Source organism: Photorhabdus namnaonensis (assembly GCF_001684335.1).
GTDB classification, from domain to species: domain Bacteria; phylum Pseudomonadota; class Gammaproteobacteria; order Enterobacterales; family Enterobacteriaceae; genus Photorhabdus; species Photorhabdus namnaonensis.
Genome location: NZ_LOIC01000088.1, coordinates 17,766 through 44,764 on the forward strand (window position 1 = coordinate 17,766; position 26,999 = coordinate 44,764).

At 39.3% G+C, this 26,999-nt stretch carries 25 protein-coding genes; 8 read left to right on the top strand and 17 right to left on the bottom strand.

Features of this window, described 5'->3' with window-relative positions; genetic code table 11:
- Positions 1–13 precede the first annotated feature (13 nt).
- From darE to Phpb_RS19220, 10 genes are all read right to left on the bottom strand, one after another.
- Positions 14–1,303: a darobactin maturation radical SAM/SPASM protein DarE gene (gene darE / locus Phpb_RS19185; protein ID WP_065391756.1), complete on the bottom strand. Its 1,290-nt coding sequence runs from the start codon at positions 1,301–1,303 to the stop codon at positions 14–16.
- 154 nt (positions 1,304–1,457) lie between these two features.
- Entirely contained in the window at positions 1,458–2,120 is a 663-nt protein-coding gene (gene darD, locus Phpb_RS19190) for a darobactin export ABC transporter ATP-binding protein (protein ID WP_065391757.1), read from the bottom strand.
- Position 2,121: 1 nt separating this feature from the next.
- Entirely contained in the window at positions 2,122–3,375 is a 1,254-nt protein-coding gene (darC, locus tag Phpb_RS19195) for a darobactin export ABC transporter periplasmic adaptor subunit (RefSeq protein ID WP_065391758.1), read from the bottom strand.
- 8 nt (positions 3,376–3,383) lie between these two features.
- A complete protein-coding gene (gene darB, locus Phpb_RS19200) occupies positions 3,384–5,891 on the bottom strand; it encodes a darobactin export ABC transporter permease subunit (protein ID WP_131817529.1) in 2,508 nt (835 codons plus the stop codon).
- Between the two features lie 442 nt (positions 5,892–6,333).
- Positions 6,334–6,510, bottom strand: coding sequence for a darobactin family peptide antibiotic (gene darA / locus Phpb_RS26135; RefSeq protein WP_165603320.1), 177 nt, complete (start codon positions 6,508–6,510; stop codon positions 6,334–6,336).
- A 234-nt stretch (positions 6,511–6,744) separates the two neighbouring features.
- Positions 6,745–6,921 (bottom strand): darobactin family peptide antibiotic, encoded by a 177-nt coding sequence (gene darA, locus Phpb_RS27615; RefSeq protein WP_420848365.1) that lies wholly within the window; start codon positions 6,919–6,921, stop codon positions 6,745–6,747.
- A 508-nt stretch (positions 6,922–7,429) separates the two neighbouring features.
- Positions 7,430–8,872: a pyruvate kinase gene (gene pyk / locus Phpb_RS19205; protein ID WP_065391760.1), complete on the bottom strand. Its 1,443-nt coding sequence runs from the start codon at positions 8,870–8,872 to the stop codon at positions 7,430–7,432.
- Positions 8,873–9,434: 562 nt separating this feature from the next.
- Entirely contained in the window at positions 9,435–10,451 is a 1,017-nt protein-coding gene (locus tag Phpb_RS19210; protein ID WP_065391761.1) for a tail fiber protein, read from the bottom strand.
- A gap of 269 nt (positions 10,452–10,720) precedes the next feature.
- Positions 10,721–11,623, bottom strand: coding sequence for a tail fiber protein (locus Phpb_RS19215; RefSeq protein ID WP_065391762.1), 903 nt, complete (start codon positions 11,621–11,623; stop codon positions 10,721–10,723).
- Positions 11,624–12,218: 595 nt separating this feature from the next.
- Positions 12,219–13,079: a MurR/RpiR family transcriptional regulator gene (locus tag Phpb_RS19220; protein ID WP_065391763.1), complete on the bottom strand. Its 861-nt coding sequence runs from the start codon at positions 13,077–13,079 to the stop codon at positions 12,219–12,221.
- Positions 13,080–13,422: 343 nt separating this feature from the next.
- Between Phpb_RS19220 and zwf the strand changes: the two genes are divergently transcribed.
- The 3 genes from zwf (at position 13,423) to mdtI (ending at position 16,146) form a co-directional block, all read left to right on the top strand.
- Positions 13,423–14,898: a glucose-6-phosphate dehydrogenase gene (gene zwf, locus Phpb_RS19225; protein WP_065391764.1), complete on the top strand. Its 1,476-nt coding sequence runs from the start codon at positions 13,423–13,425 to the stop codon at positions 14,896–14,898.
- Between the two features lie 497 nt (positions 14,899–15,395).
- Positions 15,396–15,812, top strand: coding sequence for a multidrug/spermidine efflux SMR transporter subunit MdtJ (mdtJ, locus tag Phpb_RS19230; RefSeq protein ID WP_036806396.1), 417 nt, complete (start codon positions 15,396–15,398; stop codon positions 15,810–15,812).
- A gap of 1 nt (position 15,813) precedes the next feature.
- Positions 15,814–16,146, top strand: a complete 333-nt coding sequence (gene mdtI / locus Phpb_RS19235; protein WP_036775564.1) for a multidrug/spermidine efflux SMR transporter subunit MdtI — start codon at positions 15,814–15,816, stop codon at positions 16,144–16,146.
- 228 nt (positions 16,147–16,374) lie between these two features.
- Here mdtI and Phpb_RS19240 read toward each other — a convergent pair whose 3' ends face one another.
- The 4 genes from Phpb_RS19240 to Phpb_RS19255 all read right to left on the bottom strand — a co-directional run bounded on the left by Phpb_RS19240 (position 16,375) and on the right by Phpb_RS19255 (position 18,409).
- Positions 16,375–16,611 carry a hypothetical protein gene (locus Phpb_RS19240; RefSeq protein WP_046394562.1) on the bottom strand — a complete coding sequence of 79 codons (237 nt, stop codon included), beginning with the start codon at positions 16,609–16,611 and terminating at the stop codon, positions 16,375–16,377.
- Positions 16,612–16,968: 357 nt separating this feature from the next.
- On the bottom strand, positions 16,969–17,337 hold the full coding sequence (locus Phpb_RS19245; RefSeq protein ID WP_065391765.1) for a hypothetical protein: 369 nt from the start codon (positions 17,335–17,337) through the stop codon (positions 16,969–16,971).
- A 31-nt stretch (positions 17,338–17,368) separates the two neighbouring features.
- Positions 17,369–17,701: a helix-turn-helix transcriptional regulator gene (locus Phpb_RS19250; RefSeq protein WP_065391766.1), complete on the bottom strand. Its 333-nt coding sequence runs from the start codon at positions 17,699–17,701 to the stop codon at positions 17,369–17,371.
- A gap of 363 nt (positions 17,702–18,064) precedes the next feature.
- Positions 18,065–18,409, bottom strand: a complete 345-nt coding sequence (locus tag Phpb_RS19255; RefSeq protein ID WP_065391767.1) for a RidA family protein — start codon at positions 18,407–18,409, stop codon at positions 18,065–18,067.
- 100 nt (positions 18,410–18,509) lie between these two features.
- Here Phpb_RS19255 and yoaA point away from each other — a divergent pair, with 100 nt between their 5' ends.
- The 3 genes from yoaA (at position 18,510) to Phpb_RS19270 (ending at position 21,860) form a co-directional block, all read left to right on the top strand.
- Positions 18,510–20,420 carry a DNA repair helicase YoaA gene (gene yoaA, locus Phpb_RS19260; RefSeq protein ID WP_065391768.1) on the top strand — a complete coding sequence of 637 codons (1,911 nt, stop codon included), beginning with the start codon at positions 18,510–18,512 and terminating at the stop codon, positions 20,418–20,420.
- Between the two features lie 67 nt (positions 20,421–20,487).
- Complete coding sequence (tsaB, locus tag Phpb_RS19265) at positions 20,488–21,183, top strand: tRNA (adenosine(37)-N6)-threonylcarbamoyltransferase complex dimerization subunit type 1 TsaB (RefSeq protein ID WP_065391769.1); 696 nt, start codon at positions 20,488–20,490, stop codon at positions 21,181–21,183.
- A 95-nt stretch (positions 21,184–21,278) separates the two neighbouring features.
- Positions 21,279–21,860, top strand: coding sequence for a Slp family lipoprotein (locus Phpb_RS19270; protein WP_065391770.1), 582 nt, complete (start codon positions 21,279–21,281; stop codon positions 21,858–21,860).
- Positions 21,861–21,957: 97 nt separating this feature from the next.
- Here the strand turns inward: Phpb_RS19270 and Phpb_RS19275 are convergent, their stop codons facing one another.
- On the bottom strand, positions 21,958–22,491 hold the full coding sequence (locus Phpb_RS19275) for a GNAT family N-acetyltransferase (protein WP_065391771.1): 534 nt from the start codon (positions 22,489–22,491) through the stop codon (positions 21,958–21,960).
- A 353-nt stretch (positions 22,492–22,844) separates the two neighbouring features.
- Between Phpb_RS19275 and fadD the strand changes: the two genes are divergently transcribed.
- Complete coding sequence (fadD, locus tag Phpb_RS19280) at positions 22,845–24,533, top strand: long-chain-fatty-acid--CoA ligase FadD (RefSeq protein WP_065391772.1); 1,689 nt, start codon at positions 22,845–22,847, stop codon at positions 24,531–24,533.
- Between the two features lie 90 nt (positions 24,534–24,623).
- Positions 24,624–25,751, top strand: a complete 1,128-nt coding sequence (gene rnd, locus Phpb_RS19285) for a ribonuclease D (protein WP_065391773.1) — start codon at positions 24,624–24,626, stop codon at positions 25,749–25,751.
- 143 nt (positions 25,752–25,894) lie between these two features.
- Here the strand turns inward: rnd and minE are convergent, their stop codons facing one another.
- Together minE and minD are read right to left on the bottom strand one after the other, a co-directional pair.
- Positions 25,895–26,164 carry a cell division topological specificity factor MinE gene (minE, locus tag Phpb_RS19290; protein ID WP_036806374.1) on the bottom strand — a complete coding sequence of 90 codons (270 nt, stop codon included), beginning with the start codon at positions 26,162–26,164 and terminating at the stop codon, positions 25,895–25,897.
- A 3-nt stretch (positions 26,165–26,167) separates the two neighbouring features.
- Complete coding sequence (gene minD, locus Phpb_RS19295; RefSeq protein WP_036806371.1) at positions 26,168–26,980, bottom strand: septum site-determining protein MinD; 813 nt, start codon at positions 26,978–26,980, stop codon at positions 26,168–26,170.
- Positions 26,981–26,999: the final 19 nt, after the last annotated feature.

Here is a 26,999-nt window from a genome sequence, read left to right on the forward strand (position 1 = left end):
ATCAGGATAGCATTTACGCGGCTATGGTTTGTTTTATTATTTCTAACAAACCGCCGGTTCCACAGCAAAAATCATTATAATTCGGATTATGTTTTCTGTTAGTTACTCTGTCGTGAGGACATCCACCATTGCATAAATGAAACCATTTGCATTGATGCATTTTTTCATATGATTCTATTTCTTCTTTAAGGTGATTCTTATTTGTATTTGATTTGATTAATAAATGCCCAAGATCATTATCGATAATCGAACCATAGTTATTTCCCTCAGCACCAACATATTTATCACATGCTGATACTGTACCATTAGGTTCCAGGGTGATAATTTCCTGAGAACAATTGCCGGCCCAATAACAATCTGATATTTTCTTTTGAGATGATTTAATACTATCAATAAAGCCATGAAACAGACGAATATTTATTTTGTCCTGATAATCATTCCACCAAACACGGAAAACGTTAGAAAGGAAATTAATATAATTATGGTAGGTTATATAACTTCCTCCAGGATCATCCCCGGGTTGACACCGGTTGTCTGGAACAATATTGAGGAACTCAATATCCGTTAAACCAATTTCGTAAAAATAAGAGAGCATTTTTTCTATGTTTGATTCGTAAACATCTCTATCGACAACAACCAGAGCACCATAAGGTATGCCATAACTTCTTAATTTTTTCATGCCTGCGGCGACTTTATGAGATGTTGGCCTTCCTCTATAATCTAATCTCCTGCTATCGTGTATTTCTGGAATACCATCAACGCTTATACCGACTCCCATGCCAATACCTTTAAGGAATACTAGCCAATCTTCGGGAATATTGACTGCATTGGTTTGAACTGAATTGGTGATAACTTGATCTGGTTTTTTAAATTGCTCTTGTAACCAGATGAGTTTCTTAAAGTAATTAACACTTAATAAAGTTACTTCACCGCCATGCCAGACAAATTCGAAGCGCTTTATATTAGGTATGGATAGGAAACGATGAATTGAGCGCATTAAATTGAAAAATGTTAAGGTATTGCCTTTGCCTTCTGCCCAAGAGTGACAATAAGTACATCTTAAATTGCAAAGTCTCGTGGCTTTAACCACCACCACTAACTTATTGGCATTAATAATTTCAGGGCTAAAATGTATACCAATTTCCTCGTTATATAAAGCCAGCTCATCATCATCTAATATTTTTTCGGCTGGAATTTCACCGATAATTCTACAAGCTAACTGCCTGTAATTAATTTTAGGCGATTTCTTGAGAATTGATGATTCATCTGCATTTAAATATTTTATCGGAATTATTGTGTCCATAAAGAACTCCTTTATTATGTTATTTATACCGGTTATCTTTCAAGTTACCTCTTTATTGGCTGTGCTCACTCACCCCGGTCACATAGTTACCTATGCTCCCGGGGATTCGCTCTTTTGCCGTCGCGATGTATCTTGAAATCCATAGGGTATATGCTCAAACAAGTAAATGGCCATCCTTCATCGTTAATATTCTGTGAGAAAACGCAGCCGCTTCTTTGGAATGAGTTACCATAACAATCGTCGTGCCGTTTTCATTAAGATCTTTAAGTGAAGATAGAATATTTTGACCATTTACGCTATCCAGGTTTCCCGTTGGTTCATCGGCTAATAAAATCGCGGGGTTTGATATCATGGCTCTGGCGATAGCGACACGTTGCTGTTGTCCACCAGATAATTGTATCGGTTTATGATTTTCCCGATTTTCTAATCCAAAACTGTTTATTGCATCGAATACTCTAATTTTTCTCTGCTTTTTAGAAAAACCTCTGTATTTCAGTGGCAATTCTATATTTTCAAATACGGTTAAATTGGGTAACAGATTGAATGATTGAAAAATATAGCCAATAAATTCTCGTCTGAATGATATTTTTTCAGAATATCTCATGGACAAAATATTGCTATTATTCAGTATTAATTGCCCACTGTCGATTGTTTCAAACATACCAATAACATTCAGTAATGTTGATTTCCCTGATCCTGAGGCGCCCATGATAGAGATAAATTCACCTTTATCTATATTGAGATTTATTTCATTCAAAACATTTGTTTGAATAAATTTTGTTTTATATGATTTACAGACATTCATCATGCTAATCATTTTATTCAATCCTTACAGTATCATTATTAACCAGTCTGTTCTTACCAAAGCTCACTAGGATTTGTCCTTCAGTAACCCCATTTTTAATCTCAATATTAGAGCCATTATCCTGTCCGGTGGCAACTTGAATACGTTGGGCAATTTTTTTATCTGGATGGTAAACAAACACATAGCTCTTATTATCAATAGTAAATACCATTGATGAAGGTACGGAGAATATTTTCCGCTCTTCATTAAGTTTAATGATAACATCAATCGATTGTCCTCGTTTGAAGTTAATGGCTTTCTTATCTTCCAGTTCAAATCTGACTTTAAAGGTACCATTATTGACTTCAGATGAAATTAATTTCACAAGTAAAGGTATTTTCCCGTTGTTATATATCAAGCTGGCTGATGAATGGTAGGTTATTTTATTTAAATAGTATTCGTTAATCTCTGACTCAAAATAGAAGCTTGATAAATCATCAACAATGGCAATTTGATCGCCGGGTTTTAGCCGCTGACCTAAAATTAAATCTAATGAACTGATATTACCGGCTATAGGTGATTTTATTGAAAGTTGTTCAAAACCATTCTCGATAATTTCAGAAAGTTTTCTCTGTTTTTCGACAAATTCATCAATCTCTTTTAACTGTTTTGATATATCACGATCTTTATCATTTTTCAATTTTTTATAAAATAGATACACGTCGTGCCAATAGTCTCTTTTAATCTCTAAATCGGAAATTGTTTCTTTAGAAACATAATTTTTATCGACAAGATCATGATATCTTTTTAACTTATCTTTGACTTCTTTTAATTCTTTAACGGCTTCTAAAAATCTATTATTGATATCTCGATAATCAGATTGCAAGTTTATTCTGATATTGATTAAATTATTCAATTTATCTGTAACGTCCGCTAACATAGCAGAATTATTCAAGGTGAAATTGAAATTAGATAACTTAACTATTTCTTCACTTTTTAGAACATTTTGTGATGGTTTTTTCATTATATCAGTAACAATACCGCCGATTTCTGTTGAGATGGATACACTTTTATTAGGAACAACAACCGCTCTTGTTTTCAGAATATCACTAGCTACTTTACTGCTGACATGAAACTTGGTAACTTCATTTTCATTGATGGAAGCTTCTTTAGCTGAAATGGCATAATAGATAATAAATACGATAAATGAAATAAAAGCGATAAAGAAAATGAGAATTAATAATTTCTCCTTATTATGTATGCTTTTTTTTCTGATTTCTATATCCATGATTAATCTCATAAAAATTTATTAGCAGATAATTTTCTATAATTCAACAAATAGGTCGTGATCATTATAATGATGGTGAATATCATTGTCGCAGATAGAGCGAGAGCACTGTATACAAAAGAGTCAGTGTAAATGACACTATATTCATCAAGTAGATAAATCAAAACCGTTCTTCCTAGTAGATACGCTACGAAAATTGACGTGATAATAGGGACGACGCTTTTCGATAAAAAATGGATGAGGTTTGTATAAACAGAACCACCGATAGATTCCATTATACTTAATTCTCTTCTCATATAATTAAAATCAGTCATACTGGTAGTAAAGCAGGCTATAATCAATAATAGGATAGAAAAAATAGCAACAGCAGATGATAATTTTATTACTTTTAGATAATTATCGTAATAAGAATCGAATAAGTGGCTGGTTAAATAAATTTCATTTTTATCAAAACCTTGTTCTGACAATTTGTTTAGTACTGGAGAAAGATTATTCATTTCGTTGAGATTCAGAGAAGCATATTTACCATGATCTTTCTTTATAAAAATAGCAATTGGCCTAAAGGGCTCATCTACAGCACCTAAATTAAAGTCATCTATAATCTGAATAAATCTAATTTGGACCTTTTTACCCTCCATTATGTACCAATAGTAGTTGTTGAAAATATCATCATATTGGGTAATGTCATTCTGTTTTAAAAATTCCTTTGTGACTAATGCATTGACGACATCAGCATTATCGCTTTGATATACGCGTTTGTCGCTACCTGCTAAAATCTTCATTTTCCAGACATCGGTAAAATTTTCGTCCGCAGTAATAACATTTGAAGAGATATAATTGTTTTTGCTTTGTTGACCAGAATAATAAATGGTGATGTTTTCTCTCGACATATCAAATGGACGCCAATTACTTAACGTTATTTTTGACGTATCATATTGATTAACAAGATTATAACTTAATTCATTAATCGTTAATTTCTTACTGTTATCATTATTAATTTCTACTGATATTGTCTTGATATTGTCATAGGGTGTATGTAAATCAACAAGGTGAATATATTGATTATATAATCCCGTGACTAAATAGATAGATACTCCAGAAACAAGTAATTGAATAGCTAATGATGATTTTTTAAACCAAGAGGCAAGTGTTGATTCATATCTCATATCCATTTTTCTATTTCTCTGGTAAATATAGAAGCGTAATGAGAATGAAAAATGTATTGACGAAATAAGAATGAAAGTCATAATAATGGAAAATAGCCCTAGATATATTAAGCTGCTTGGCTCTAATAGGGTAAATATGTTCTTTATATAAAGAAAAAAGTTGAATATAGTGATGGTAAGCAGTAAGAAAATAAGGGTTGAAAATATCATCCTAATTAGCATGGTTGGTAATGAATCGCAGATGATATTGAAAGTGGAAGCGCCTAGTGCTTTCTTTAACTGATAAATATCCCTTTTTTCTGATGAATCAGCAGAAGTTAAATTGTAATAGTTTGTTAATGCGGAAAATAAGATGAATGCGAATGCAATATATGAGCTATAAATTATCTCCTTTGATAAACCGATAGAGATTTCGTCAGGCAATCCGTCTTGGTAATGAATATCTTTTAATTTTTTTAATGATAAATGAATAAATTCTTTAGCAGTAAATGGTGCACCTGGAAGATTTGGCGCTTTAGTTTCAATAATATTGTTGAGCAGCGCATTAGGGTTGGATATTGTCTTTTCATTAGCGAATTTTATAAAAATATAAGCATGGGTATCATACCAATTGAATATTTCTTGATTGTGGTTTTTGATAAGCGTTGGTTTAAATGAAATAATTGCATCTATATTGATACTCGAATCATGGCGTTTTTCTACGATATCCTTAATGGTATAGGTCTCATTATCTAGAATTATAGATTTTCCTTTGGGATTATCCAGGCCGAGATAGCGGTTATTGAAATCTTTTGTGATATAAATTTCGTTTGCGCCTAGGTTAGTATCCGCTTTCTTAAAGGGAGATAGGGTGTTCAGGAATTCATGACTTACCGCGAACACGGGAACTTTCGCTATTTTTTTTCCTTGTGACTCAACAGTAGTGTTAAGTTTGAAAAGGTAGTCTATGTGGTTTATTCTCTCATCCTTTTTTAGTTCGTCTATGAGTGGTAATGGCGATTGTGCTGATCTGACTTTTTCTCCGTTGGGTAAATTAAAGGTGGTTTCTATCCGGTAAAGGTTGTCATTATGTTGATAATAGTTATCAATTTGAGCATCTGAATAGAAGGCGGTGGAAAGTAAATAAATGGCTAATATCGCTATTGATACGGAGAGTACCGATACCGAGATATTGAAACGCTTCATGGATTTTGAGATGTTAATAGCGTTCATTTGTGGTTGCCGTTCCTTACTTAGCAAGGTGAATTTGCAAAATGGATTTTGAGGTATGATGTTTAGATACTGACTCTTTGTTCTTGAGTATTTCACATAACCTGCATAAAGATCCAGCAAAAATGTTTTTTCTGTCAATATTAGTTTTTTCTTATATTCTTACTCTTTTGAGTTACTGAAATCCATTATATTTATATGTCGCGATGAAAAAATTTAATCCAGTGAATATATTTCATCTTTTAGAGAAAGATAAAATTTACTTTAAGGGTGAAGGTATTCATCTATATTGTTAAAATTATTATATACCCGTTATCCTTCAAGTTGCCTCTTTGTTGGCTGCGCTCGCTCACCCCGGTCACATAGTTTGCTATGCTCCCGGGGATTCTCTCCCTTGCCGTCGCGATGCATCTTGAAATCCATAGGGTATACTCACGTAATGAAACTATTTAGGGTAATCCAGAACAACTCATAGGATTACCCTATGGTTAGAGTTCAAAAAATTTTTATTTTAATTGAACTAATAGATTGTTTATCCCAATAGGTATGATTGTTACAGGAAAATAACCTAATGGAACAGGATTTAAATTTCTTGGAAGCTCTTTGACCAGTTCCAGGCTGTGATTTCAGGGATCTTTGGTTTGTTGTTCAATTCATCCAGTGCTCTTTCAGTAATTGAGAGCTCGGTATCTTTGAATGATGCAGCAAGAGAATTCAGTGCTTCTTGAGTTGTACAGTTTATAATTGAGGTATTATGCATGATAATTTCCGCTTTATTTTTTTAGGTGATTAATTATTTCCTTCTAATAGGAATATATTATCAGGAAATGTGGTGTTTCCATATGGAAAATGCTGATATCAACGTTTAATTAATAATACTATGCTAAATGGTTGTCAATATGATTTTTTGCTTTTTATGATTTAATCCAGAATATGTAGACTAAATCTTTTAAGTGCATCATATAATGGAAGCTTAATAGCTACCTTATTTGAATTAGATAGGGAATTTTTTTATCCAATTCCAGGCAGTAATTTCAGGGATTTCAGCCTTATTCGCTAGTTCATCTAGGGCTTTTTCTGTAATCGAAAGCTCTGTTCCTTTACATGATGTAACAAGTGGATTTAGTAATTCTTGGTTTTTGTTAGTTTCAATGGATATGGTTTGTATGATATTTTCTACTCACATTTTCAGATGATGAATGATTGACGATTTCTTTCCAATGAAAATATATCATCAGGAAATTTCTTGTTTTATATCCATATGGAAAGGGATTTTCTCCCTTGCCGTCGCGATATATCTTGAAATCCATAGAGTAATAGATCTCAATTTTTAGATGTATTAGGAAAATTTATTTTGAAGAAATGAAATCTTTCGGCATGATAATATATCTAAGTCGTTATTATTACTATGCTTGAGGAAAGTGGATTTAATCTAAATTTAACATTGCGTCTTCATTATATATAATTGAAATATTTCCATAATAAAATATTAGAATAGATTAAAATTATCCTTTTGAGGTAAAGGATTCATCATTATCAGCAATCAGAGTCATAGAAAAGCTATAAAAGACGGTAAAAACTTATTTTACCGTCGAGTTGCCGTTGGATTAAGCGGAATGCGCCCGTTTTTTCGATCTAACGGAATTCTCCGCAAGTTTGGCGCAAAATGTTGTAACGTTTTATTCCACTTCAAGAATACGGCAGGTGTTAGTACTGCCAATTGTCCCCATCTGATCACCTTGAGTGACCAGAACAAGGTCGCCGGAAACCAGATAACCTTTATCACGCAGACGATTAACCGCTTCATTGGCCGCGGTAATGCCGTCAGTATGACTACTGCAATAAACCGGTGTAACGCCACGGTAAAGTGCCGTTTGGTTTAAGGTTTTCTCATGACGGGACATAGAGAATATAGGGAGACCAGAACTGATGCGAGACATGATACGAGTGGTGCGGCCTGATTCAGTCATGGCGATAATGGCTTTAACTCCATTTAGGTGGTTTGCCGCGTACATGGTAGACATCGCAATGGCTTCTTCGATACTGTCAAAAGTGGTGTCTAGCCGATGTTTTGATACATTGAGGCCGGGCATTTTTTCTGCTCCGAGACAGACTCGCGCCATTGCGGCAACCGTTTCGGCAGGGTATTGGCCCGCTGCGGTTTCAGCGGAGAGCATCACGGCGTCAGTGCCATCGAGAACGGCGTTTGCCACATCCATCACTTCTGCACGAGTAGGCATTGGGTTGGTGATCATAGATTCCATCATCTGAGTCGCGGTAATCACTACACGATTTAGTTGACGGGCGCGGCGAATTAATTTTTTCTGAACGCCAACCAACTCTGGATCGCCGATTTCTACACCAAGGTCACCACGAGCAACCATGACGACATCAGAAGCTAGAATGATTTCATCAATGGTTTTATCACTGCTAACGGCTTCTGCGCGTTCAACTTTCGCCACGATCTGCGTTTCACAGCCCGCGTCTCGCGCCAGACGACGAGCATAATTAAGATCCTCTCCGGTGCGGGGGAAAGAGACGGCAAGGTAATCAACGTCGATTCTGGCCGCCGTAATAATATCTTCTTTGTCTTTTTCGGTTAGGGCTTCCGCGGATAATCCACCGCCCAGTTTATTAATGCCCTTATTGTTAGATAGCGGGCCGCCTACAGTGACTTCCGTGAAGACTTTCATACCCTGAACTTCTAATACTTTGAGTTGAACACGTCCATCATCCAGCAACAAAATATCACCCGGTACAACATCCGTGGGCAATCCTTTGTAATCAATACCGACTTTCTCCTTATCGCCTTCGCCTTTACCAAGATTGGCATCAAGCAGAAATTTATCTCCGACATTCAGGAAAATTTTGCCCTCTTTAAACGTTGATACGCGGATTTTAGGCCCTTGAAGATCGCCAAGAATAGCGACATGGCGCCCCAGGCGGGCTGCAATCTCGCGGACTTTGTTGGCTCGCTGGAGATGATCTTCGGCGGTACCGTGGGAAAAGTTGAGGCGGACTACGTTTGCACCCGCAGCAATAATCTTTTCAAGATTATTATCGCGGTCGGTAGCCGGACCAAGTGTAGTAACAATCTTAGTTCTTCTGAGCCGTCTGGACATGTGTTACTCCGTTGACCTGTGAGTACTGGTATTGGTTATATAAAAATAATCAATAATCTATTAATTATCCTATAAAACGAGTAAAAAAACTCTTCGGCAATCCAACTATCAAGGCTGTTTATAGATTACTTTTGTGACCCGTATCAACTTATCATGATACTTTTCGCTGTAGTGCCCATTGACCGTTGTCAACTATAGGGGAACGACAGGGGGAACGTTTTACACAATCGCTATGCCCTAGCGAATCAGTTAACCATTTTTAACGGATATTTATTGCCGCATTTCTATCCTATCACGATTTGTTGCCGATTTATCAATAATCTAATGGCTCTAGAGGTTTTGGTAATGAAAGTGGTAGTGATTAGGTTTACTGGAATCTGGCAATACTTGGGGCTGGAAGAGGTGAAACGTCCAGGATAGGTATGCGGTAAAGTAGGTAAAAGTAGGTAAATGACAGGTGCTCCTTGAGCAGGGCGAGTTGGTACTGTCTCTTAAGTCAGGTTTATGATCAAGAGACAGTTATTTAAGTGAGATTTGTCAGCGGTCTGGGGGATGCTGGGTCTTATGCTTTTCGATACCATCCCATCAACTTAATATATGAATTGGTAATTGAAATCGCTGCATTGCTGCCAGAATCTCCGGTATTACCTGAAATTGTATGGTTGTGTGATCCTATTGATACCGTATGAGAATGAGCGCCATCAGTGCTGGTGTTGTATTTGTAGTTGTCATTATCTGGCACTGTTGATGACCCTATATTGTTTCTAGAGTCGTCGTAATAGCCGTAACGCCCACCCCAAGCTTCACCCCAGCCACTATCATGATGGTGAGCTCCAGTGGTATTAGTGGTTTTGGTGCCGTAATCAAATGTGCTCGTTGTTCCAGAGAATGCATGATTATGTGCAGGCATTTGTGCCGTTGTCAGACTTATTGAATCGCTGCCGCCGGTTGATAAAAGATCAGAACCATCGGTGCTAGCTAACCGAACTGTTTTATTTTCACCAATATATTCCCATGCAGTGCCTGGAAATAATACATTGGGGTTTTTGTTTTGAGCGAACCAAATCACAATTCCTACAGGATATTGGGCATTAATAATGGTTTCGATTAAGCCAAGATTCTTCACAAACGTATTTTTATCAGGAATGTCTGCGCCGTTTTGGTCTTTTGCCAGCCGATTATTTGCATTCTGATTGATGTCAGAAACAAGCTTTTGTGTTGCCGCAAGGGTATTACTGTTGCCTGTTTGGTCTGTGAGTTGAATAACGCCTTGTTGTGTTAATGAGGCGCTTGGCACTTTTGTTGTGATTTTTTGTTCTAATGCTCTATTTAATTGGGTAGTGAGTTTAGCTATATCACCATCATCCAGAACATCATTGCCAGATTGTGTCGCGATAAAATCAGCTATGACAGAGGATACGGTTGATGACTGACGTAATACTTTGTTTAGTAAATGAGTAGTAATATTTTCTGGTGGAAATCCAGTCTTCAAACTCTGATCTTGTTCATATCTTTCTTGGCTAATTACATTAGCGTTATTACTAATAGAAAAAGCCTTAAAATCATTTTTGGTACTCATACATTATCCTCAAGTTAAGTAATGTGATTTTATAATCAATGTATTAAATTATTGTAAAAATAATTTCCATAAATCCATTTTAATAATAGTTTAGCTAGGAAAAATCATAATAAAGTGTCCTTATAACTTAGGAGGTTAATTGTTTATGTATAATGGGTGGAAATAAAAGCCCGAAAGTATTTTATCAGATAAATATCTAAACCATTTATATTCAACATCTGAAAAGATGCTAATGGACATATTATTTCTGTCCAGTGCAGTTTTATTCATTAGGCCGTCCTTATAATATAATTAAACGCCACATTCCTAGGACGTGTTTCATTATCACCATTCATCCCAATAGATTTATATTCCCCTAAGCCGCCTCGATCATTAGGATCGCCATGCATACCGCCACGCACGGGGTCTGGATATTGAAGAGAGGTTTGATCGCTGTTAGTGGTAGAAATACTATGATTATGCCTTTTGAACGCATCATATTGAAAACTCAATATACTACGTCCGTTGTCAATACCACGCCAACTATCCCAACCACGAATAAATTCACCACGTAAATCGGGTAATACTCCATTAGGATAGGCTTGCGCTAATTTCGGATATTTTGTTTTATCAAAAGAAGCGCCGTTACATTGTGCCCATCCTTCTGGTGGGGTGGCAGTCGGCCAGGGGAGTGGTACCCCTACCGGGATCAGTTTTTCAAACAAACTGAGGTTTCTCACAAAAGCATCTTTATCAGGAATGTCTGCGCCGTTTTGGTCTTTTGCCAGCCGGTTATTCGCATTCTGATTGACATCAGAAACAAGCTTCTGCGTTGCTGCAAGGGTATTACTGTTGCCTGTATTGTCTGTGAGTTGAATAACGCCTTGTTGTGTTAATGAGGCACTTGGCACTGTTGTTGTAATTTTTTGTTCTAACGCTCTATTTAATTGAGCAATAAGTTTAGCTATATCGCCATCATCCAGAATATCATTGCCAGATTGGGTAGCGATAAAATTAGCGACGACAGAGGATATAGTTGATGACTGACGTAATACTTTGTTTAGCACATGAATAGTGATATCACTTGGGGGGAACCCAGTTTTCAAACTTCGGCTTTCTTCATAGGCTTCTTGACTGACAACATTAGCATTGTTACCAATAGAAAAAGCTTTAAAATCATTCTTGGGGTTCATATATTTTCCTCAGATTAAATAATAGCGTTTATAAGCAGCATGTTGAATTATTGAAAAATTAATTTTCACTAGTATATGTCAATAATAGTTTAGTTCGTAAAAAGCATAATGAATTATTCTTATAACTTAAGGGGATAATAGTTTTTGTATAATGGGTGGAAATAAAAAATACGAAACTATTGATCGGATAAATATCTAAATGATTTATATTCAACATTTGAAAATTATTTTTTCTTCCTGCTTTCTATTTCTTTCGGTAATTTTTTATAATATCTCCTAATTTAACTTTTACATTTTAAATTTTCATTACTTTATTGAATTGATTCAATGAAATGGGATTTTATTGCTATAATTCTGTAATTTCTCGCTTATTTCGGCTAATGCAGACTATTTACCGACGCTCAATAAGCTATAAACGATCGCTGACTACGCAATTGTTGCGAGTCAGCCTAATATACCCGTTATCTTTCAAGTTGCCTCTTTGTTGGCTGCGCTCACTCACCCCGGTCACATAGTTTGCTATGCTCCCGGGGATTCGCTCCCTTGCCGTCGCGATGCATCTTGAAATCCATAGGGTATAGCGAGAGGATTATTTTCAGGTCGGGGGAAGGTTAATTTTATCAAAGCGTGAATTTCGTAGCGTTTCTTTGACTCTTTTCAAATTATCTCTGAATTTTGAACCACGGCGTAGGGTAAAACCCGTAGCTAAAACATCAATAACGGTTAATTGAGCGATTCTTGAGACCATTGGCATATAAATATCCGTATCTTCCGGGACGTCCAGAAGAATGGCGAGCGTTGCTCCGTGGGCGAGGGGAGAATCTTGGGAGGTAATTGCGATAACTGTCGCATCATTTTCTCGCGCAAGTTGTGCTGCTTCCACCAGGCTTTTAGTTCTGCCGGTATGGGAAATGAGTACGACGACATCACCTTCGGCACTGTTAATACAGCTCATCCGTTGCATCACAATGTCATCAAAATAGATAACGGGAATGTTGAACCGGAAAAATTTATTCATTGCGTCATGGGCGACGGCCGCGGAAGCCCCTAAGCCAAAAAATGAGATTTTCCGGGCTTGAGTCAGTAAATCGACAGCTCGGTTAATAGCTGTGATATCCAAATTGTTTTTGACGGTATCCAGAGTTGCCATTACCGATTCAAATATTTTATTGGTGTAGGCACTCACTGTATCGCTCTCTTCAACATTGCGATTTACGTAAGGCGTGCCATTGGCAAGACTTTGGGCTAGATGAAGTTTGAAATCGGGAAAACCTTTAGTATCCAGACGGCGGCAAAAACGATTAACTGTGGGTTCACTGACTTCCGCCATTTTTGCCAGCGTTGCGATACTGGCATGAATTGCAGTTTGTGGTGAAGCTAGGATTATCTGCGCCACTTTTTTTTCTGACTTACTCAAGAATTCGATACTATTTTGGACTCGTTCCAGTGTATTCATAAAACGCAGTTACCTGTGGTTTTGACGATTTCATTCAGAGGAGAAATCTATATAAATTTTTATGAAAATATACTATTAGCAAATTGAAGCTGGCAGTAGGAAGTCACAATAATTTAATGTTTTTCATAAAAGTATGACAAGTGTCTAACTTTCACATTGGTAATTATCTTTCATAAACGTTGTAAAGTTACATAAAACTATCACATTTTTATCATAGGTAAAACATATTGTTAACATGGAGTCGTGGTTATTCGTTATCGCTGTTTACGCGCCATAGTCAAAAGAGTACATTATTGGTTAATGCTGTAACAAAATTACAATATCCCGCAATGAGGAGATACATATGGCGGTTACTTCTACAGCTCAGGCTTGTGATTTAGTCATTTTTGGCGCTAAAGGGGATTTGGCTCGCCGGAAATTATTGCCTTCCCTTTATCAGCTTGAGAAAGCGGGTTATATCCACCCAAAAACCCGGATTATCGGTGTTGGCCGGGCTGATTGGGATAAAAAGGCGTATACCAAGGTTGTTGAAGAAGCTTTAAATACGTTTTTGCCGGAAAAATTAGATCCAGAGTTATGGAAGACATTGAGTGAACGTTTGGCGTTCTGCAATCTGGATGTTAATCAAAAGGAAGACTTTGCCAAACTGAAAGCGATTCTTAATCAAGAGCACCAGCCTGCAATTCACTATTTTGCCATGCCGCCCAGTACTTTTGGTTCGGTTTGTCACGGATTGGGCCTTGCTGGGTTAAATAAAGAGCCAAATCGGGTTGTGATGGAAAAACCTTTGGGCACCGATCTTGAATCATCCAGAGCTATTAATGATGAAGTGGCAAAATATTTCAATGAGCGTCAGGTTTATCGTATCGACCATTATCTGGGTAAAGAAACTGTATTGAATCTATTAGCATTGCGGTTTGCCAATTCTCTGTTTGTGAATAACTGGGATCACCGGACAATTGATCATGTACAAATTACGGTAGCTGAAGAAGTCGGTATTGAAGGCCGTTGGGGTTATTTTGACCAAGCTGGGCAAATGCGCGATATGATTCAGAATCACCTGTTGCAAATACTGACCATGATTGCTATGTCTCCTCCGGCAGATCTGACGACGGACCGTATCCGTGATGAAAAAGTAAAAGTATTGCGTTCTCTGCGTCGTATTGATCACACGAATGTGCGGGAGAAAACAGTACGCGGTCAATACACCGCCGGTTTTGTTCAGGGGCACAAGGTACCGGGGTATCTGGAGGAAGAGGGGGCGAACAAGTCCAGCCGGACGGAAACTTTTGTCTCTATCCGCGTCGATATTGACGACTGGCGTTGGGCAGGGGTTCCCTTCTATCTGAGGACGGGTAAACGTCTGCCAACGAAATGTTCCGAGGTGGTGGTGTATTTCAAAAAGCCCGCGCTGAATTTGTTCTCTGAATCTTATCAGCAACTACCGCAGAACAAACTGACGATTCGTCTGCAACCGGATGAAGGTATTGATATCGAAGTTCTGAACAAAGCCCCGGGCCTGGAGCACAAGCATCGTTTGCAAACTACTAAGCTGGATCTGAGTTTCTCTGAAACGTTTAACCATATTTCATTGGCAGATGCTTATGAGAGATTGTTGCTGGAAGCTATGCGGGGTATTCAGGCGCTATTTGTTCGTCGTGATGAGGTGGAAGAAGCTTGGAAATGGGTTGATTCTATTATGAATGCATGGACGGCGGATAATGATGCGCCTAAGCCTTATCAGGCGGGAACATGGGGGCCGGTTGCTTCTGTTGCTATGATCACTCGCGACGGTCGTTCGTGGAATGAGTTTGAGTAATCGACAAACCTTTCTGTTGAAGCTCAAGCCGCGCTGTAAGCGGCTTGGGTTGTTATCAACAAGGTATCAGCTTATGTTGATATCAATTCTGTTTTTTTGATTCAACTCTGTTTATCAGATAAAAAATGAGCAAAATTGAGTGGTTGCTTTCTATTATTTCGTATGGTAGAAGTAATAGGAACACTAACACTATTTATGAGGATTCTTCGTATATCGCGCGGAATATCGGTGCGATGAAAGAATGAGATATCATGAACAGCGCCAAAAGCGTCAAGTTTCAAAGTTCCACCCACGTGCTTTTCCTTTCTGCCATTTTATCCAGTGAGCATTACTGGTGTGGTGCATTATAGCGTCTGACTCCTGTTAACCGGTTCTCAACCGGTATTTCTATTTCGTCAAAACGTCAGGTTATTATTTCTCATCTCATGCATGGATGGGTTAGATCATTTATTAGCTTGCGTCTTGGCGTGCGTATTTACGTGGTCAGGAGAAAGAAAATGATTTATTGGTTATTCCTTGCAATGGCAATTGTTACCGAAGTTATCGGTACCTTATCGATGAAACACGCCAGCGTTTCCGGTGGTGTAGTTGGCATGGCTGTTATGTACATCATGATCGCCACATCCTATATTTTGCTGGCAATGGCGGTGAAAAAAGTGGCATTGGGCGTTGCGTACGCTTTGTGGGAAGGAGTCGGCATTCTATTTATTACTGTTTTTAGTGTCATGTGGTTTGATGAATCACTGTCATTGATGAAAGTAGGTGGTTTGGCTCTGCTGATAACAGGAATTATGTTGATTAAATCCGGCACTAGAAAAGCGGCAGTTAAAAAATCGGCAGAAGTAGTGAAACAGATGGCAAATAAGGCTGTCAGTGTCGCAACAACTAAAAACAGTAAAATAAAGGAGGCATAACATGTTGCAACAATTTGAATGGTGGCATGCGGCGTTCTTATTCCTTGCCGTCGCGTTGGATATTTTAGCGAATATTTTACTGAAACTTTCTAATGGTTTTAGACGTCCTTGGATGGGTGTTCTCTCGCTTATTGCTGTCCTTGGGGCGTTCAGCGCGCTTGCTCAGGCAGTAAAGGGAATTGAGCTTTCCATTGCTTATGCCTTATGGGGAGCTTTCGGTATTATCGCGACGGTTGCTGCTGGCTGGATTATGTTTAATCAGCGTTTGAATTGTAAAGGTTGGGGTGGAATTGCCTTGTTGTTGTTGGGCATGGTGATGATCAAGATGGCTTAAGCCGTGGAATAACCCAATCTGGGGGGAGTATGATTTACAGAGATTGTTTTAATTTTGTCGTTCCTGATGCAGCTTATAACTATTTTTTTCTCTGTTCAGATATTTTGATTAAATACTGTATAACTCCTCCCGCTTTAGTTTTTAATAACGAATTTTATTGTTTATTTCTTATATTATCTGCTGGTATGCAACTATTTTGCATACCAGCAGATATGAATAAAACGACTTTTAGCAGGTAAAACATATATCTGGTTTATTTCCATCTTTCAAACGGCAACCAGGACACCAAGATTGAACGATATGGCGACCATCACCCATATCCCTCATGCCAAAGTCTTCATAGCGATAAAAAACGTGTTGACCCATTGAGGCGGAACAACATGGGCAACTTTTGTAGATCTTGCCTTTTACTTCCGCAACAACTGAATCATGAAGGGAATCATTACAACCTGAACAGACATCCATAGAATGCTCCATACCAAGTGATAAGAGTTATTGAAGATTAGACCTTGTTTATATTCACTAAACAGTGGATCGACACTGATGTGCTTATTAGAAAGTATGGACGACACATAAGTATAATTCAACCTTGAAAAGGTAAATAATAGAAAATCCATTTGGTGAGTTAACTCTGCCAGATGAAATTAACGCTATTTGTGATAAGCAATATTGGAAACTATTTTATTTACATTGATCACCAGAATATTGTCAGAAACTCAAACATAATATATATTTCAAAAATGAATCATTAAGGGCTATTGCTAAAATAAAGTAGGTATTTTGGCCCGTTATAATAAATTTATGTGCAGGTTTCTAAGATTCTCAAAAAGCTATGGAAAATGGATTTAAAAATTGTCTATGCCAGAGCAATTTCTTATCTATTTCACTTAATTCAGCTTCTTCGCAGATACTATTCCAATTATCTTGGATTATTGATATTTGTTTGTTAAATATTTCTTTTGCTTTTTGCTCTGAAATATTAAAGTTATACGCAGTTTCCAAACAAGTTTGTAATTGACTTAGATTTTTATTTCCGACTATTAGCATTGCTTGAGATGCTTCATTACCCGATCTACCTTGAGGACATATATCATAAGCAGGGGTTAATCGTGAAAATAATTCTTCTGATGTTTTCTGAGGATTAGTGAAACGATATCGTATAATCTCGGCAAATTTTTCATAACTAGCCATCAAATGTTGGGACTAAACAATCTTTTTGTTGTTAGAAATCATCGTATACCTCTCTCTTTTCTTCCTGAATACGCCGTGGTAATAAAACTAATTTACCTCTTGTTTGTTCTATACGTGTTGAGATAGGAAATTTATCATTGTCAAACAAGTTGATACCTACAAGGTTGGCCAGCTCAAATGCTAATCCTATGGAGCAACCCATATCCCCATTTTCAATTTTTTGTAGCGTGGTTCTGGATATACCAGCACGTTCTGCCAAATTCTTTTCTGACCAATGGCGCTGTTTTCTACCTAACTTGATTTGTTCTCCAAGTAACATGACTGCTTCTTTGGAGAATTTTGAATAGGCTCTATGTTTTAACATACTCCCTCCTTATGACCATTATAGTGGTCATTGATGGCCTTGCTGACCACTATAATGGTCATTGTCATGGTTTGTCAAAATAAGAATGTCAATATTAGATGAGCATTATAATGGTCACATCTTATAGTTCAAGGCATAGGAGGAAGGTTAGAATTGTTGGATTTATAATACCCCACTTGGAATAATGGATAATATAGCTCATGAAAATGTTAATTAATATTTTATTTTAAAATGTTATTGTAACTAAATTAATGGAGAAAATTATATCTTATTTACATTAATAACATCTATTGGGATATTCTGAATAACCTCCATATAATTAAAATATAAATGTAGGTGATGGTGAATATCCCAAAATTAATATTAAATACCTGCGATAACTTTTATTTCGACTTTGTATTTAGGGTTCATTAGTTTAGCTTCAACTGTGCAGCGTACTGGCGCGCTTCCTGCAACAACCCATGCATCCCAGGCGGCATTCATGCCAGCAAACTCTTTTCCATCAGCCAGAAAAATAGTGGCGTCGATAATTTTGCTTTTATCAGAGCCGAGCCGCTGTAACATAATATCAATAGCGGCCAGTGTATTCGCTGTTTGCTCAGTAATATCACCATCCAGATTTTCCGGTACGGCGGTGTAGTAAATGGTTTTATTGTAAACTACCGCTTCAGACCAGCGATCCTGTGGATCAATGCGTTCAATTGTCATGGATACTCCTTTCTGTGAATGACTATCTGCCTGATTTTGGGTGGTGATCAGAACATACTATTGGCATAATCTCCATCCATTCTATTGAAAGAGACGATTTGTGTCAGACGATTTTGCGAAAAATGGCGCCCTTGCTAAAGCAATAACAGGCTTTAAACCCCGTGATGCTCAAAGAGAAATGGCGGTGGCTATTGAGTGTGCGATTAAAAACCATCAACAATTGGTCGTGGAAGCAGGTACGGGAACAGGTAAGACATTTGCCTATTTAGCACCCGCGTTACGCTTTGGGCAGAAAGTTATCATTTCCACAGGTTCTAAAGCATTACAGGATCAGCTCTATAATCGTGATTTACCGACCGTCGCTGAAGCGATTAATTTCACTGGTAAACTGGCGTTGTTGAAAGGTCGTGCAAATTATCTGTGCTTGGAACGGTTGGAACAGCACTCTTTTGGTGGTGGACAATTAGATGCGGAAATTTTGTCAGATATTGTTCGGCTAAGAGGCTGGTCTTCACAAACTGAAGAGGGTGATATCAGTACTTGTCACCAAGTAGCGGAAGATAGCCAGGTTTGGCCGTTGGTAACCAGTACGAACGATAACTGCTTGGGTAGTGATTGTCCGCGTTATCAGGAATGCTTTGTTCTCAAAGCTCGTCGCCGGGCAATGGAGGCGGATGTTATTGTTGTTAACCATCATCTGTTTATGGCGGATATGGTCGTGAAAGAAACGGGATTTGGGGAGTTGATCCCGCAAGCGGAAGTCAAAATATTTGATGAGGCACATCAAATCCCTGATATCGCCAGTCAATATTTTGGTCAGCAATTAAGTAGCCGCCAACTGATGGATCTCTCCAGAGACATCACTATGGCGTATCGCACGGAAGTCCGGGATCAAGTTCAATTACAAAAGAGCGCGGATCGCCTGAGTCAGAGTACGCAAGATTTCCGGTTAGCGTTGGGAGAGAACGGTTATCGGGGTAATTTGCGGGAGTTATTGCAAAATCCGCAAGTCCAGAGAGCATTAGTATTGCTTGATGATGCGCTTGAGCTTTGTTATGACGTGATGAAATTATCTTTAGGGCGTTCAGTCATGTTGGATGCGGCATTTGAAAGGGCAACAATTTATCGTAATCGTCTTAAACGTTTGAAAGAGGTGACTATCCCCGGTTATAGCTATTGGTTTGAAAGTTATGGTCGCCATTTTCTTTTAGCACTCACACCGCTGTCTGTGGCCGATAAATTTAGTGAGATAATTAATGAGCAATCAGGTTGTTGGGTGTTCACCTCAGCTACACTCTCGGTTAATGAGCAACTTTCCCACTTCACTGAGCGGTTGGGTTTAAAAGAGGCGAAAACGTTATTACTGCCAAGTCCATTTGATTATCAACGTCAGACACTACTTTGCGTTCCCCGTCATCTACCATCACCAAATCAGCCTGGTAGTGCAAAATGGTTGGCAGAGATGCTCAAACCACTCATTGAAGCCAATCGCGGTCGATGTTTCTTTTTATGTACTTCACACCAGATGATGCGCAGTCTGGCTGAAGAGTTCCGTGCCAACATGACATTGCCGGTTTTGGTTCAAGGTGAAACCAGCAAAGGTCAGCTACTTTCGCAATTTATTGCCGCCGGCAACGCTTTATTGGTGGCAACCAGCAGTTTTTGGGAAGGTGTTGATGTGCGCGGCGAGGCGCTTTCCTGTGTCATTATCGATAGATTGCCCTTTACGGCACCGGATGATCCACTGCTAAAAGCCCGTATTGAAGATTGCCAACTGAGAGGCGGTGATGCATTTAATGAAGTTCAGTTGCCGGACGCGGTTATTAGCTTAAAACAAGGTGTCGGGCGGCTTATTCGTGATATTGATGATTATGGCGTTGTTGTCATTTGTGATAATCGTTTAGTGATGCGTCCATATGGTGAGGTGTTTTTAAATAGTTTGCCACCTTCGCCACGAACCCGAGATTTAACGAAAGCAGTCGCTTTCCTGCAAGCCCGGCAATCTGAGTAAAATCGACAGGGTTATGATAAAATAGCGCCTTATTTTGGATTATATTTCTTGCCGAGGTGCTTAAGGCATGCCTGTACGAATTCTGGCTATTGATACTGCAACGGAAGCCTGTTCTGTTGCTCTTTGGAATGATGGCGCCGTTTTGGCGCAGTTTGAAATTTCTCCACGTGAACACACACAACGTATTTTACCTATGGTTCAATCTGTTCTGGCAGAAGCCGGGATGAGTTTACAGCAGCTTGACGCTTTAGCTTTTGGCCGTGGGCCGGGTAGTTTTACCGGTGTACGTATTGGTGTCGGTATTGCTCAGGGCTTGGCTCTGGGGGCTGAACTGCCGGTGATTGGTGTGTCAACGCTCAATGCAATGGCTCAAGGTGTTTTTCGTCTGTCAGGTGCAACTCAGGTATTAACTGCCATTGATGCTCGGATGGGGGAAGTTTACTGGGGGAAATATATCCGTAATCAGCAAGGTGAATGGCAAGGAAGTGAAACAGAAGCTGTGTTGAGGCCGGAACAGGTGCAGGCATTCATGGCTTCATTGAATGGCGATTGGGTAGTTGCTGGGACTGGCTGGCAGGCTTATCCTCAGTTGATGGCAAGTCATTTAACGCTAACTGATAGCAGTATCACATTACCTCATGCTGAAGATATGTTACCTCTGGCGATACAGATGTGGCAAAACGGTGAGATGACGGCCGTAGAACATGCTGAACCGGTATACTTGCGTAATGAAGTTACTTGGAAAAAATTACCCGGTCGTTAAGCATCGGTTGATGAAACTTGTAGTAAAAGAGAGTATCAAATAGATAGAGTTATTTTAAGCATCATGATTGGGACAATTTTCAGGAGAAGGTGGTTATGTTAAGAGTAATAAACTACCGGACGAGTATTAAAGCGCTAATTTTGTTAGGTGCTGTAATGCTTACAGGCTGTATCACCGTTCCTGATTCAGTAAAAGGAACGTCGCCAACACCTGTTCAAGATCTACTTTCTGTTAAGAGTACGCCTGAGCTGTTTATCGGTCAGGAAGGGCGATTCGGCGGCAAGGTGCTTGGTGTTGTGAATGAAAATCACCGTACTCGTCTGGAAATATCATCATTGCCATTAGCATCGGATGCCAGCCCAGAGCTAGATGATCCTTCCCTTGGCCGTATCTATGTTTATATTAATGATTTCCTTGATCCTGACGATTTTAAAGGAAATTATGTCACTGTCGTAGGTCCGATAGTGGGATTGAAAAAGGGAAAAATTGGTTGTGCGGATTACGATTATGTTGTGATTAATGCGATGGGCTATCAACGCTGGAAAGTTGTTCAGCGAGTATTGATGCCTTATGGCCCGGGGCCTTGGAATTATTATGGTTATCCATATTATTCAGGTTGGGGATGGAATTGGTATTACCCCGATCCCGCACCTGTTGAGACTATTTTGACTAGATAGAGTTATCTTAATTGGGATTGTCGATATAGATTTTGTGACATTGTAACTTTATTTTCAGTTTGAGCCGCCGCAATAATATGTGGCGGCAATTTATCTATTATTTCCTATCTGTCTTTGGATTGATCGTTAATTTCATTGCAATTCTTGCCCCCAAACCCGCAGCTATCTCTTCTGTCAGAATTTTCCGTAGTTCATCAGGAATATCATCCGATTGCAGTATGACAAAACCAAATTTGTCATATAATTTGCGGCTTGGCATAAAATCACGAAAAGTGGTGAGATAAAGAGCGGTTTCCCTGTTCTGTTCTAATTGCTCAATGATTAAGCTAAGCAAGGTACTGGCAATACCTTGCCCGTTATATTTTGGCGACACATCAATCTCAGCTAGCAGCATCAATTGATTTAAACGTCGGATTAGTGCAAACCCAACCAGCTTTTGATCACTTTCAGCAACCCAAAGTTGCTGTTCCTGAATACCTGATTCAATTTCATACGTGGATAGGGTTTGGTCACCGAGTGCTTTTGGTAAGAGTTTTTCTGGAAAAAGAGAAGCTGCCTGGCGCTCTATATTGCTGATAGTTGTACTATCTTCATAGGTTGCCCTTCTGACTGTAATGTTATTTATAATCATTTTTTATTACCGTTATATTTTTAATAGCGTATTGGAATAGATGAAAGCAATAAATGCTATTTCAAAAATGCTATCTTAAGCAAAAAATAAGTAGGTCAATGTATAACCAATAGCTACTAAGTTTAATATTAACTAGAGCAATAATATACTGATAATTAAAAATAATTTACAGACGACACCATTCTCTTTGTTTTTATGTATAAGGATTAACATGAAATTAGTGATGTGTATCTCAACCTGAACAATGTTTCTTTTTTAAACTGGTACGCTGAGTTAATAATTTGTTAAATCAAGGCGTGCGTTATTTATTAGGCGAGTGATAACATAGCAATTAAAATTTCAGGAGTACTACCTTGGAGAAAGTCTGGCTAAAACACTATCCGGCGGATGTTCCTGCGGAAATTGACCCGGATCGTTATGCATCATTGGTTGAGATGTTTGAAAATGCCGTAGCGCACTATGCAGATCAACCTGCATTTATCAATATGGGTGAGATTATGACCTTCCGTAAGTTGGAAGAGCGTAGTCGGGCATTTGCAGCATATTTGCAAAATGGTTTGGGATTAAGTAAAGGAGATCGCGTTGCTCTGATGATGCCAAATCTGCTGCAATATCCCGTTGCACTGTTTGGTGTTCTGCGTGCAGGTATGATTGTTGTAAATGTAAACCCGCTGTATACGCCGCGTGAGCTTGAACATCAGCTTAATGATAGCGGTACTTCCGCTATTGTGATCGTCTCCAATTTTGCCCATACATTGGAAAAGATCGTTTTTAATACTAAAGTTAAGCATGTTATTTTGACGCGTATGGGCGACCAATTATCTCGTCCTAAAGGTACGTTGGTCGATTTTGCGGTGAAATACATTAAGCGGTTGGTGCCGAAGTATAATTTACCTGATGCCATTTCATTCCGTTGTGCGATACAGAAGGGCTATCGCATGCAATATGTAAAACCGGAGATTAACGGTAATGACTTGGCCTTTCTGCAATATACCGGCGGCACTACCGGCGTAGCTAAGGGAGCTATGCTGACTCACCGTAATATATTGGCAAATCTTGAACAGGCAAAAGCGGTTTATTCTCCATTATTACGTGCAGGCCAAGAGCTGATTGTTACGGCGTTGCCTCTCTATCACATATTTGCGTTAATGGTGAATTGCTTGTTACTTATTTACTTGGGTGGGTGTAATCTTCTGATCACTAACCCGCGTGATATTACGGGTACGGCTAAAGAATTAGGTCGTTATCCGTTCACTTCTGTCACCGGGGTAAATACGTTGTTTAACGCCTGGTTGAATAATGAAGAATTTAAGAAGCTTGATTTTTCTACGCTGCGTCTGGTTGTTGGTGGTGGTATGCCGGTACAGAAAGCAGTTGCTGAGAAATGGGCGAAAGTGACAGGCACCAATCTGCTTGAAGGTTATGGTCTGACAGAATGTTCACCTTTGGTTTCCTGTAATCCTTATAACTCGAAACATTATACTGGCAGTATTGGTTTCCCGGTCTCTTCAACGGAAATCAAACTTGTGGATGATGATGGGAATGAGGTAGAGATGGGTCAGCAGGGAGAATTGTGGATACGCGGTCCACAGGTGATGGTGGGTTATTGGAATCGCCCTGACGCGACAGAAGAAGTGTTGAAAGATGGTTGGGTAGCAACGGGTGATATTGCGAATGTTAATGAACAGGGTTCCATTCATATCGTAGATCGTAAAAAAGATATGATTTTGGTTTCTGGTTTCAATGTGTATCCTAATGAAGTTGAAGATGTTGTATCAGCTCACCCTAAAGTGCTAGAGTCAGCAGCAATAGGTGTATCAAGCGAAAGTTCCGGTGAAACTGTCAAAGTGTTTGTGGTTCGGATAGATCCTAGTTTGACCGAGGATGAGCTTAGAACCCATTGCCGTCGTTATCTAACAGGGTATAAAGTACCGAAGATCATTGAGTTCCGGGATGAATTGCCTAAGTCTAATGTAGGTAAAATTCTTCGCAGGGAACTGCGTGATGAAGAGGAAAAGGTCAGGAATGTAGCTATAGCCTGAGATCCTCTTCATAATATTGATAAGCACGACAACGCCGGTATCAGCCGGCGTTGTCGTGCTTATTCCATGAATGGCTAAGAGAACTATGTTTTGAATTATCAGTTGATCACCACAGATGCTCAGTTGCAGCAAGTTTGCAAAAGGGCAAAAAAATACTCAAAAGTAGCATTGGATACTGAATTTGTACGCACACGGACGTATTATCCACAATTAGGTTTGATACAACTGTATGATGGCGAACAACTTTCTCTGATTGATCCACTTAATATCACCAACTGGCAACCTTTTCGTGAGTTAATTACTCATCCTCAAATATTGAAGCTGTTGCATGCCGGCAGTGAAGATTTGGAAGTTTTTCTGAATGCTTTCCAATGTTTGCCTGAACCAATGATTGATACTCAGGTCCTGGCGGCTTTTATTGGGCGTCCGCTTTCATGTGGCTTTGCCGCGCTGGTGGCTGAATATATTCATGTCGAGCTGGATAAAAGCGAATCCCGAACTGATTGGCTTGCTCGCCCGTTAAGTGAAAAACAGTGCGAATATGCGGCAGCGGATGTTTATTATCTGTTGCCTTTGGCGGATATCCTGATGACTGCGACAGCGCAGGCCGGATATATGGAGGCTGCGACTGGTGAGTGTCAGCTTATCAGCCGACGCCGTAAAGAGATATTAGAACCAGAATGTGCTTATAAGCAGATAGGCAATATCTGTCAATTACGTCCTCAACAGCTTGCGTGTTTGAAAAAACTGGCCGCATGGCGTTTGAATCAGGCCAGAGAACGCGATTTAGCCGTGAACTTCGTCATTCGTGAAGAAAACCTGTGGCAGGTAGCACGTTATATGCCAACTTCTTTGGCAGAGTTGGACGCGTTAGGGTTAAGTGGGCAGGAGATTCGTTGTCATGGTCGTCGTCTATTGGCGATGGTTGCTGAAAGTGGAAATATTCCAGAAAGCGAATGCCCGCCGCCAGTGACGAACCTGATTGATCAACCTGGTTATCGTAAAGCGTTTAAGGATATTAAAGCGCTGATCCATCAGGTAAGTGAGCAGCACAGATTTAATTCTGAATTATTGGCATCTCGTCGTCAGATTAATCAATTACTCAGTGCTCATTGGAAATTGAAACAATTAAATGGCAAGCCTGAGCTGCTTAGTGGATGGCGGGGAGAGTTGCTGGCTGAACCTGTTGCAGAGATTCTGGCGAACTATCCTGATTAATCCATATCAGAGCATTAGCTTGATGCTAGGCTAAAGCGCGAGAAAGGGGTTCCCGTTAGGGTTACCCCACCTCAGACTGCCATATAATATAATGAGCTTGGTTACTTTGATGGCGGTAGTGATAAAACAGCTGCCTGTCTGTGTTATTTTTGAGCTTCTTCTGTCTCAGGTAATGTTATATTAAGTTCCAGCACGGAAATATCATCACCTTTCTGTTCGAATTGCACAGAGAGCATATCTGGATCTACCTGTATGTACTTACAGATTACCGCCAAGATATCTCGTTTCATATCAGGCAGATAAGCAGGCTCAGCATCACCACGGCGACGCTCTGCCACGATAATTTGCAACCGCTCTTTAGCGATATTTGCTGTCGTCTTTTTTCTCGACAGAAAGAAATCTAGCAAGGCCATGTTTTACCCCCCAAATAGGCGTTTTAAGAAGCCCTTTTTCTCTTCTTCAATGAAACGGAAAGGACGTTCTTCTCCTAATAAACGTTCAACAGTGTCTGTATACGCTTTTCCTGCGTCGGACTCTGTATCCAGAATAACCGGCTCTCCTTGGTTAGATGAACGCAGTACAGATTGATCTTCTGGAATAACACCGATTAAAGGAATGCATAAAATTTCCAGAACATCTTCCATACTTAGCATATCACCACGACTCACCCGGCCTGGGTTATATCGAGTTAATAGCAGATGCTCTTTAATGGGATCTTCACCCCGTTCAGCTCGTCGAGATTTAGAAGCCAGAATACCCAGGATACGGTCCGAATCACGTACAGAAGAGACCTCAGGATTTGTTGTGATGATCGCTTCGTCAGCAAAATAGAGTGCTATCAACGCGCCGCTTTCAATCCCTGCCGGGGAGTCGCAGATAATAAAATCGAAACCTTGTTTGTCCAGATCAACTAAAACCTTCTCAACGCCTTCTGGGGTGAGAGCGTCTTTATCGCGGGTTTGTGATGCAGGCAAGATATAAAGGTTCTCGGTACGTTTGTCTTTAATTAATGCCTGATTAAGCGATACGTCACCTTGGATTACGTTCACGAAGTCATAAACTACGCGGCGTTCACATCCCATAATCAGATCGAGGTTACGCAGGCCGATATCAAAATCGATAACGACGGTCTTTTTACCTCTTTGAGCAAGGCCGGTAGCAATGGCCGCGCTTGAAGTGGTTTTGCCAACGCCACCTTTACCTGATGTAACAACAATAATGCGTGCCATGAAGTGATTCCTTATTAAA

Coding starts and splice junctions, on each gene's coding strand:
- darE (WP_065391756.1), bottom strand. CDS start 1,303: ATGGACACAATAATTCCGATAAAATATTTAAATGCAGATGAATCATCA.
- darD (WP_065391757.1), bottom strand. CDS start 2,120: ATGATTAGCATGATGAATGTCTGTAAATCATATAAAACAAAATTTATT.
- darC (WP_065391758.1), bottom strand. CDS start 3,375: ATGGATATAGAAATCAGAAAAAAAAGCATACATAATAAGGAGAAATTA.
- darA (WP_165603320.1), bottom strand. CDS start 6,510: ATGCATAATACCTCAATTATAAACTGTACAACTCAAGAAGCACTGAAT.
- pyk (WP_065391760.1), bottom strand. CDS start 8,872: ATGTCCAGACGGCTCAGAAGAACTAAGATTGTTACTACACTTGGTCCG.
- Phpb_RS19210 (WP_065391761.1), bottom strand. CDS start 10,451: ATGAGTACCAAAAATGATTTTAAGGCTTTTTCTATTAGTAATAACGCT.
- Phpb_RS19215 (WP_065391762.1), bottom strand. CDS start 11,623: ATGAACCCCAAGAATGATTTTAAAGCTTTTTCTATTGGTAACAATGCT.
- Phpb_RS19220 (WP_065391763.1), bottom strand. CDS start 13,079: ATGAATACACTGGAACGAGTCCAAAATAGTATCGAATTCTTGAGTAAG.
- zwf (WP_065391764.1), top strand. CDS start 13,423: ATGGCGGTTACTTCTACAGCTCAGGCTTGTGATTTAGTCATTTTTGGC.
- mdtJ (WP_036806396.1), top strand. CDS start 15,396: ATGATTTATTGGTTATTCCTTGCAATGGCAATTGTTACCGAAGTTATC.
- mdtI (WP_036775564.1), top strand. CDS start 15,814: ATGTTGCAACAATTTGAATGGTGGCATGCGGCGTTCTTATTCCTTGCC.
- Phpb_RS19240 (WP_046394562.1), bottom strand. CDS start 16,611: ATGGATGTCTGTTCAGGTTGTAATGATTCCCTTCATGATTCAGTTGTT.
- Phpb_RS19245 (WP_065391765.1), bottom strand. CDS start 17,337: ATGGCTAGTTATGAAAAATTTGCCGAGATTATACGATATCGTTTCACT.
- Phpb_RS19250 (WP_065391766.1), bottom strand. CDS start 17,701: ATGTTAAAACATAGAGCCTATTCAAAATTCTCCAAAGAAGCAGTCATG.
- Phpb_RS19255 (WP_065391767.1), bottom strand. CDS start 18,409: ATGACAATTGAACGCATTGATCCACAGGATCGCTGGTCTGAAGCGGTA.
- tsaB (WP_065391769.1), top strand. CDS start 20,488: ATGCCTGTACGAATTCTGGCTATTGATACTGCAACGGAAGCCTGTTCT.
- Phpb_RS19270 (WP_065391770.1), top strand. CDS start 21,279: ATGTTAAGAGTAATAAACTACCGGACGAGTATTAAAGCGCTAATTTTG.
- Phpb_RS19275 (WP_065391771.1), bottom strand. CDS start 22,491: ATGATTATAAATAACATTACAGTCAGAAGGGCAACCTATGAAGATAGT.
- minE (WP_036806374.1), bottom strand. CDS start 26,164: ATGGCCTTGCTAGATTTCTTTCTGTCGAGAAAAAAGACGACAGCAAAT.
- minD (WP_036806371.1), bottom strand. CDS start 26,980: ATGGCACGCATTATTGTTGTTACATCAGGTAAAGGTGGCGTTGGCAAA.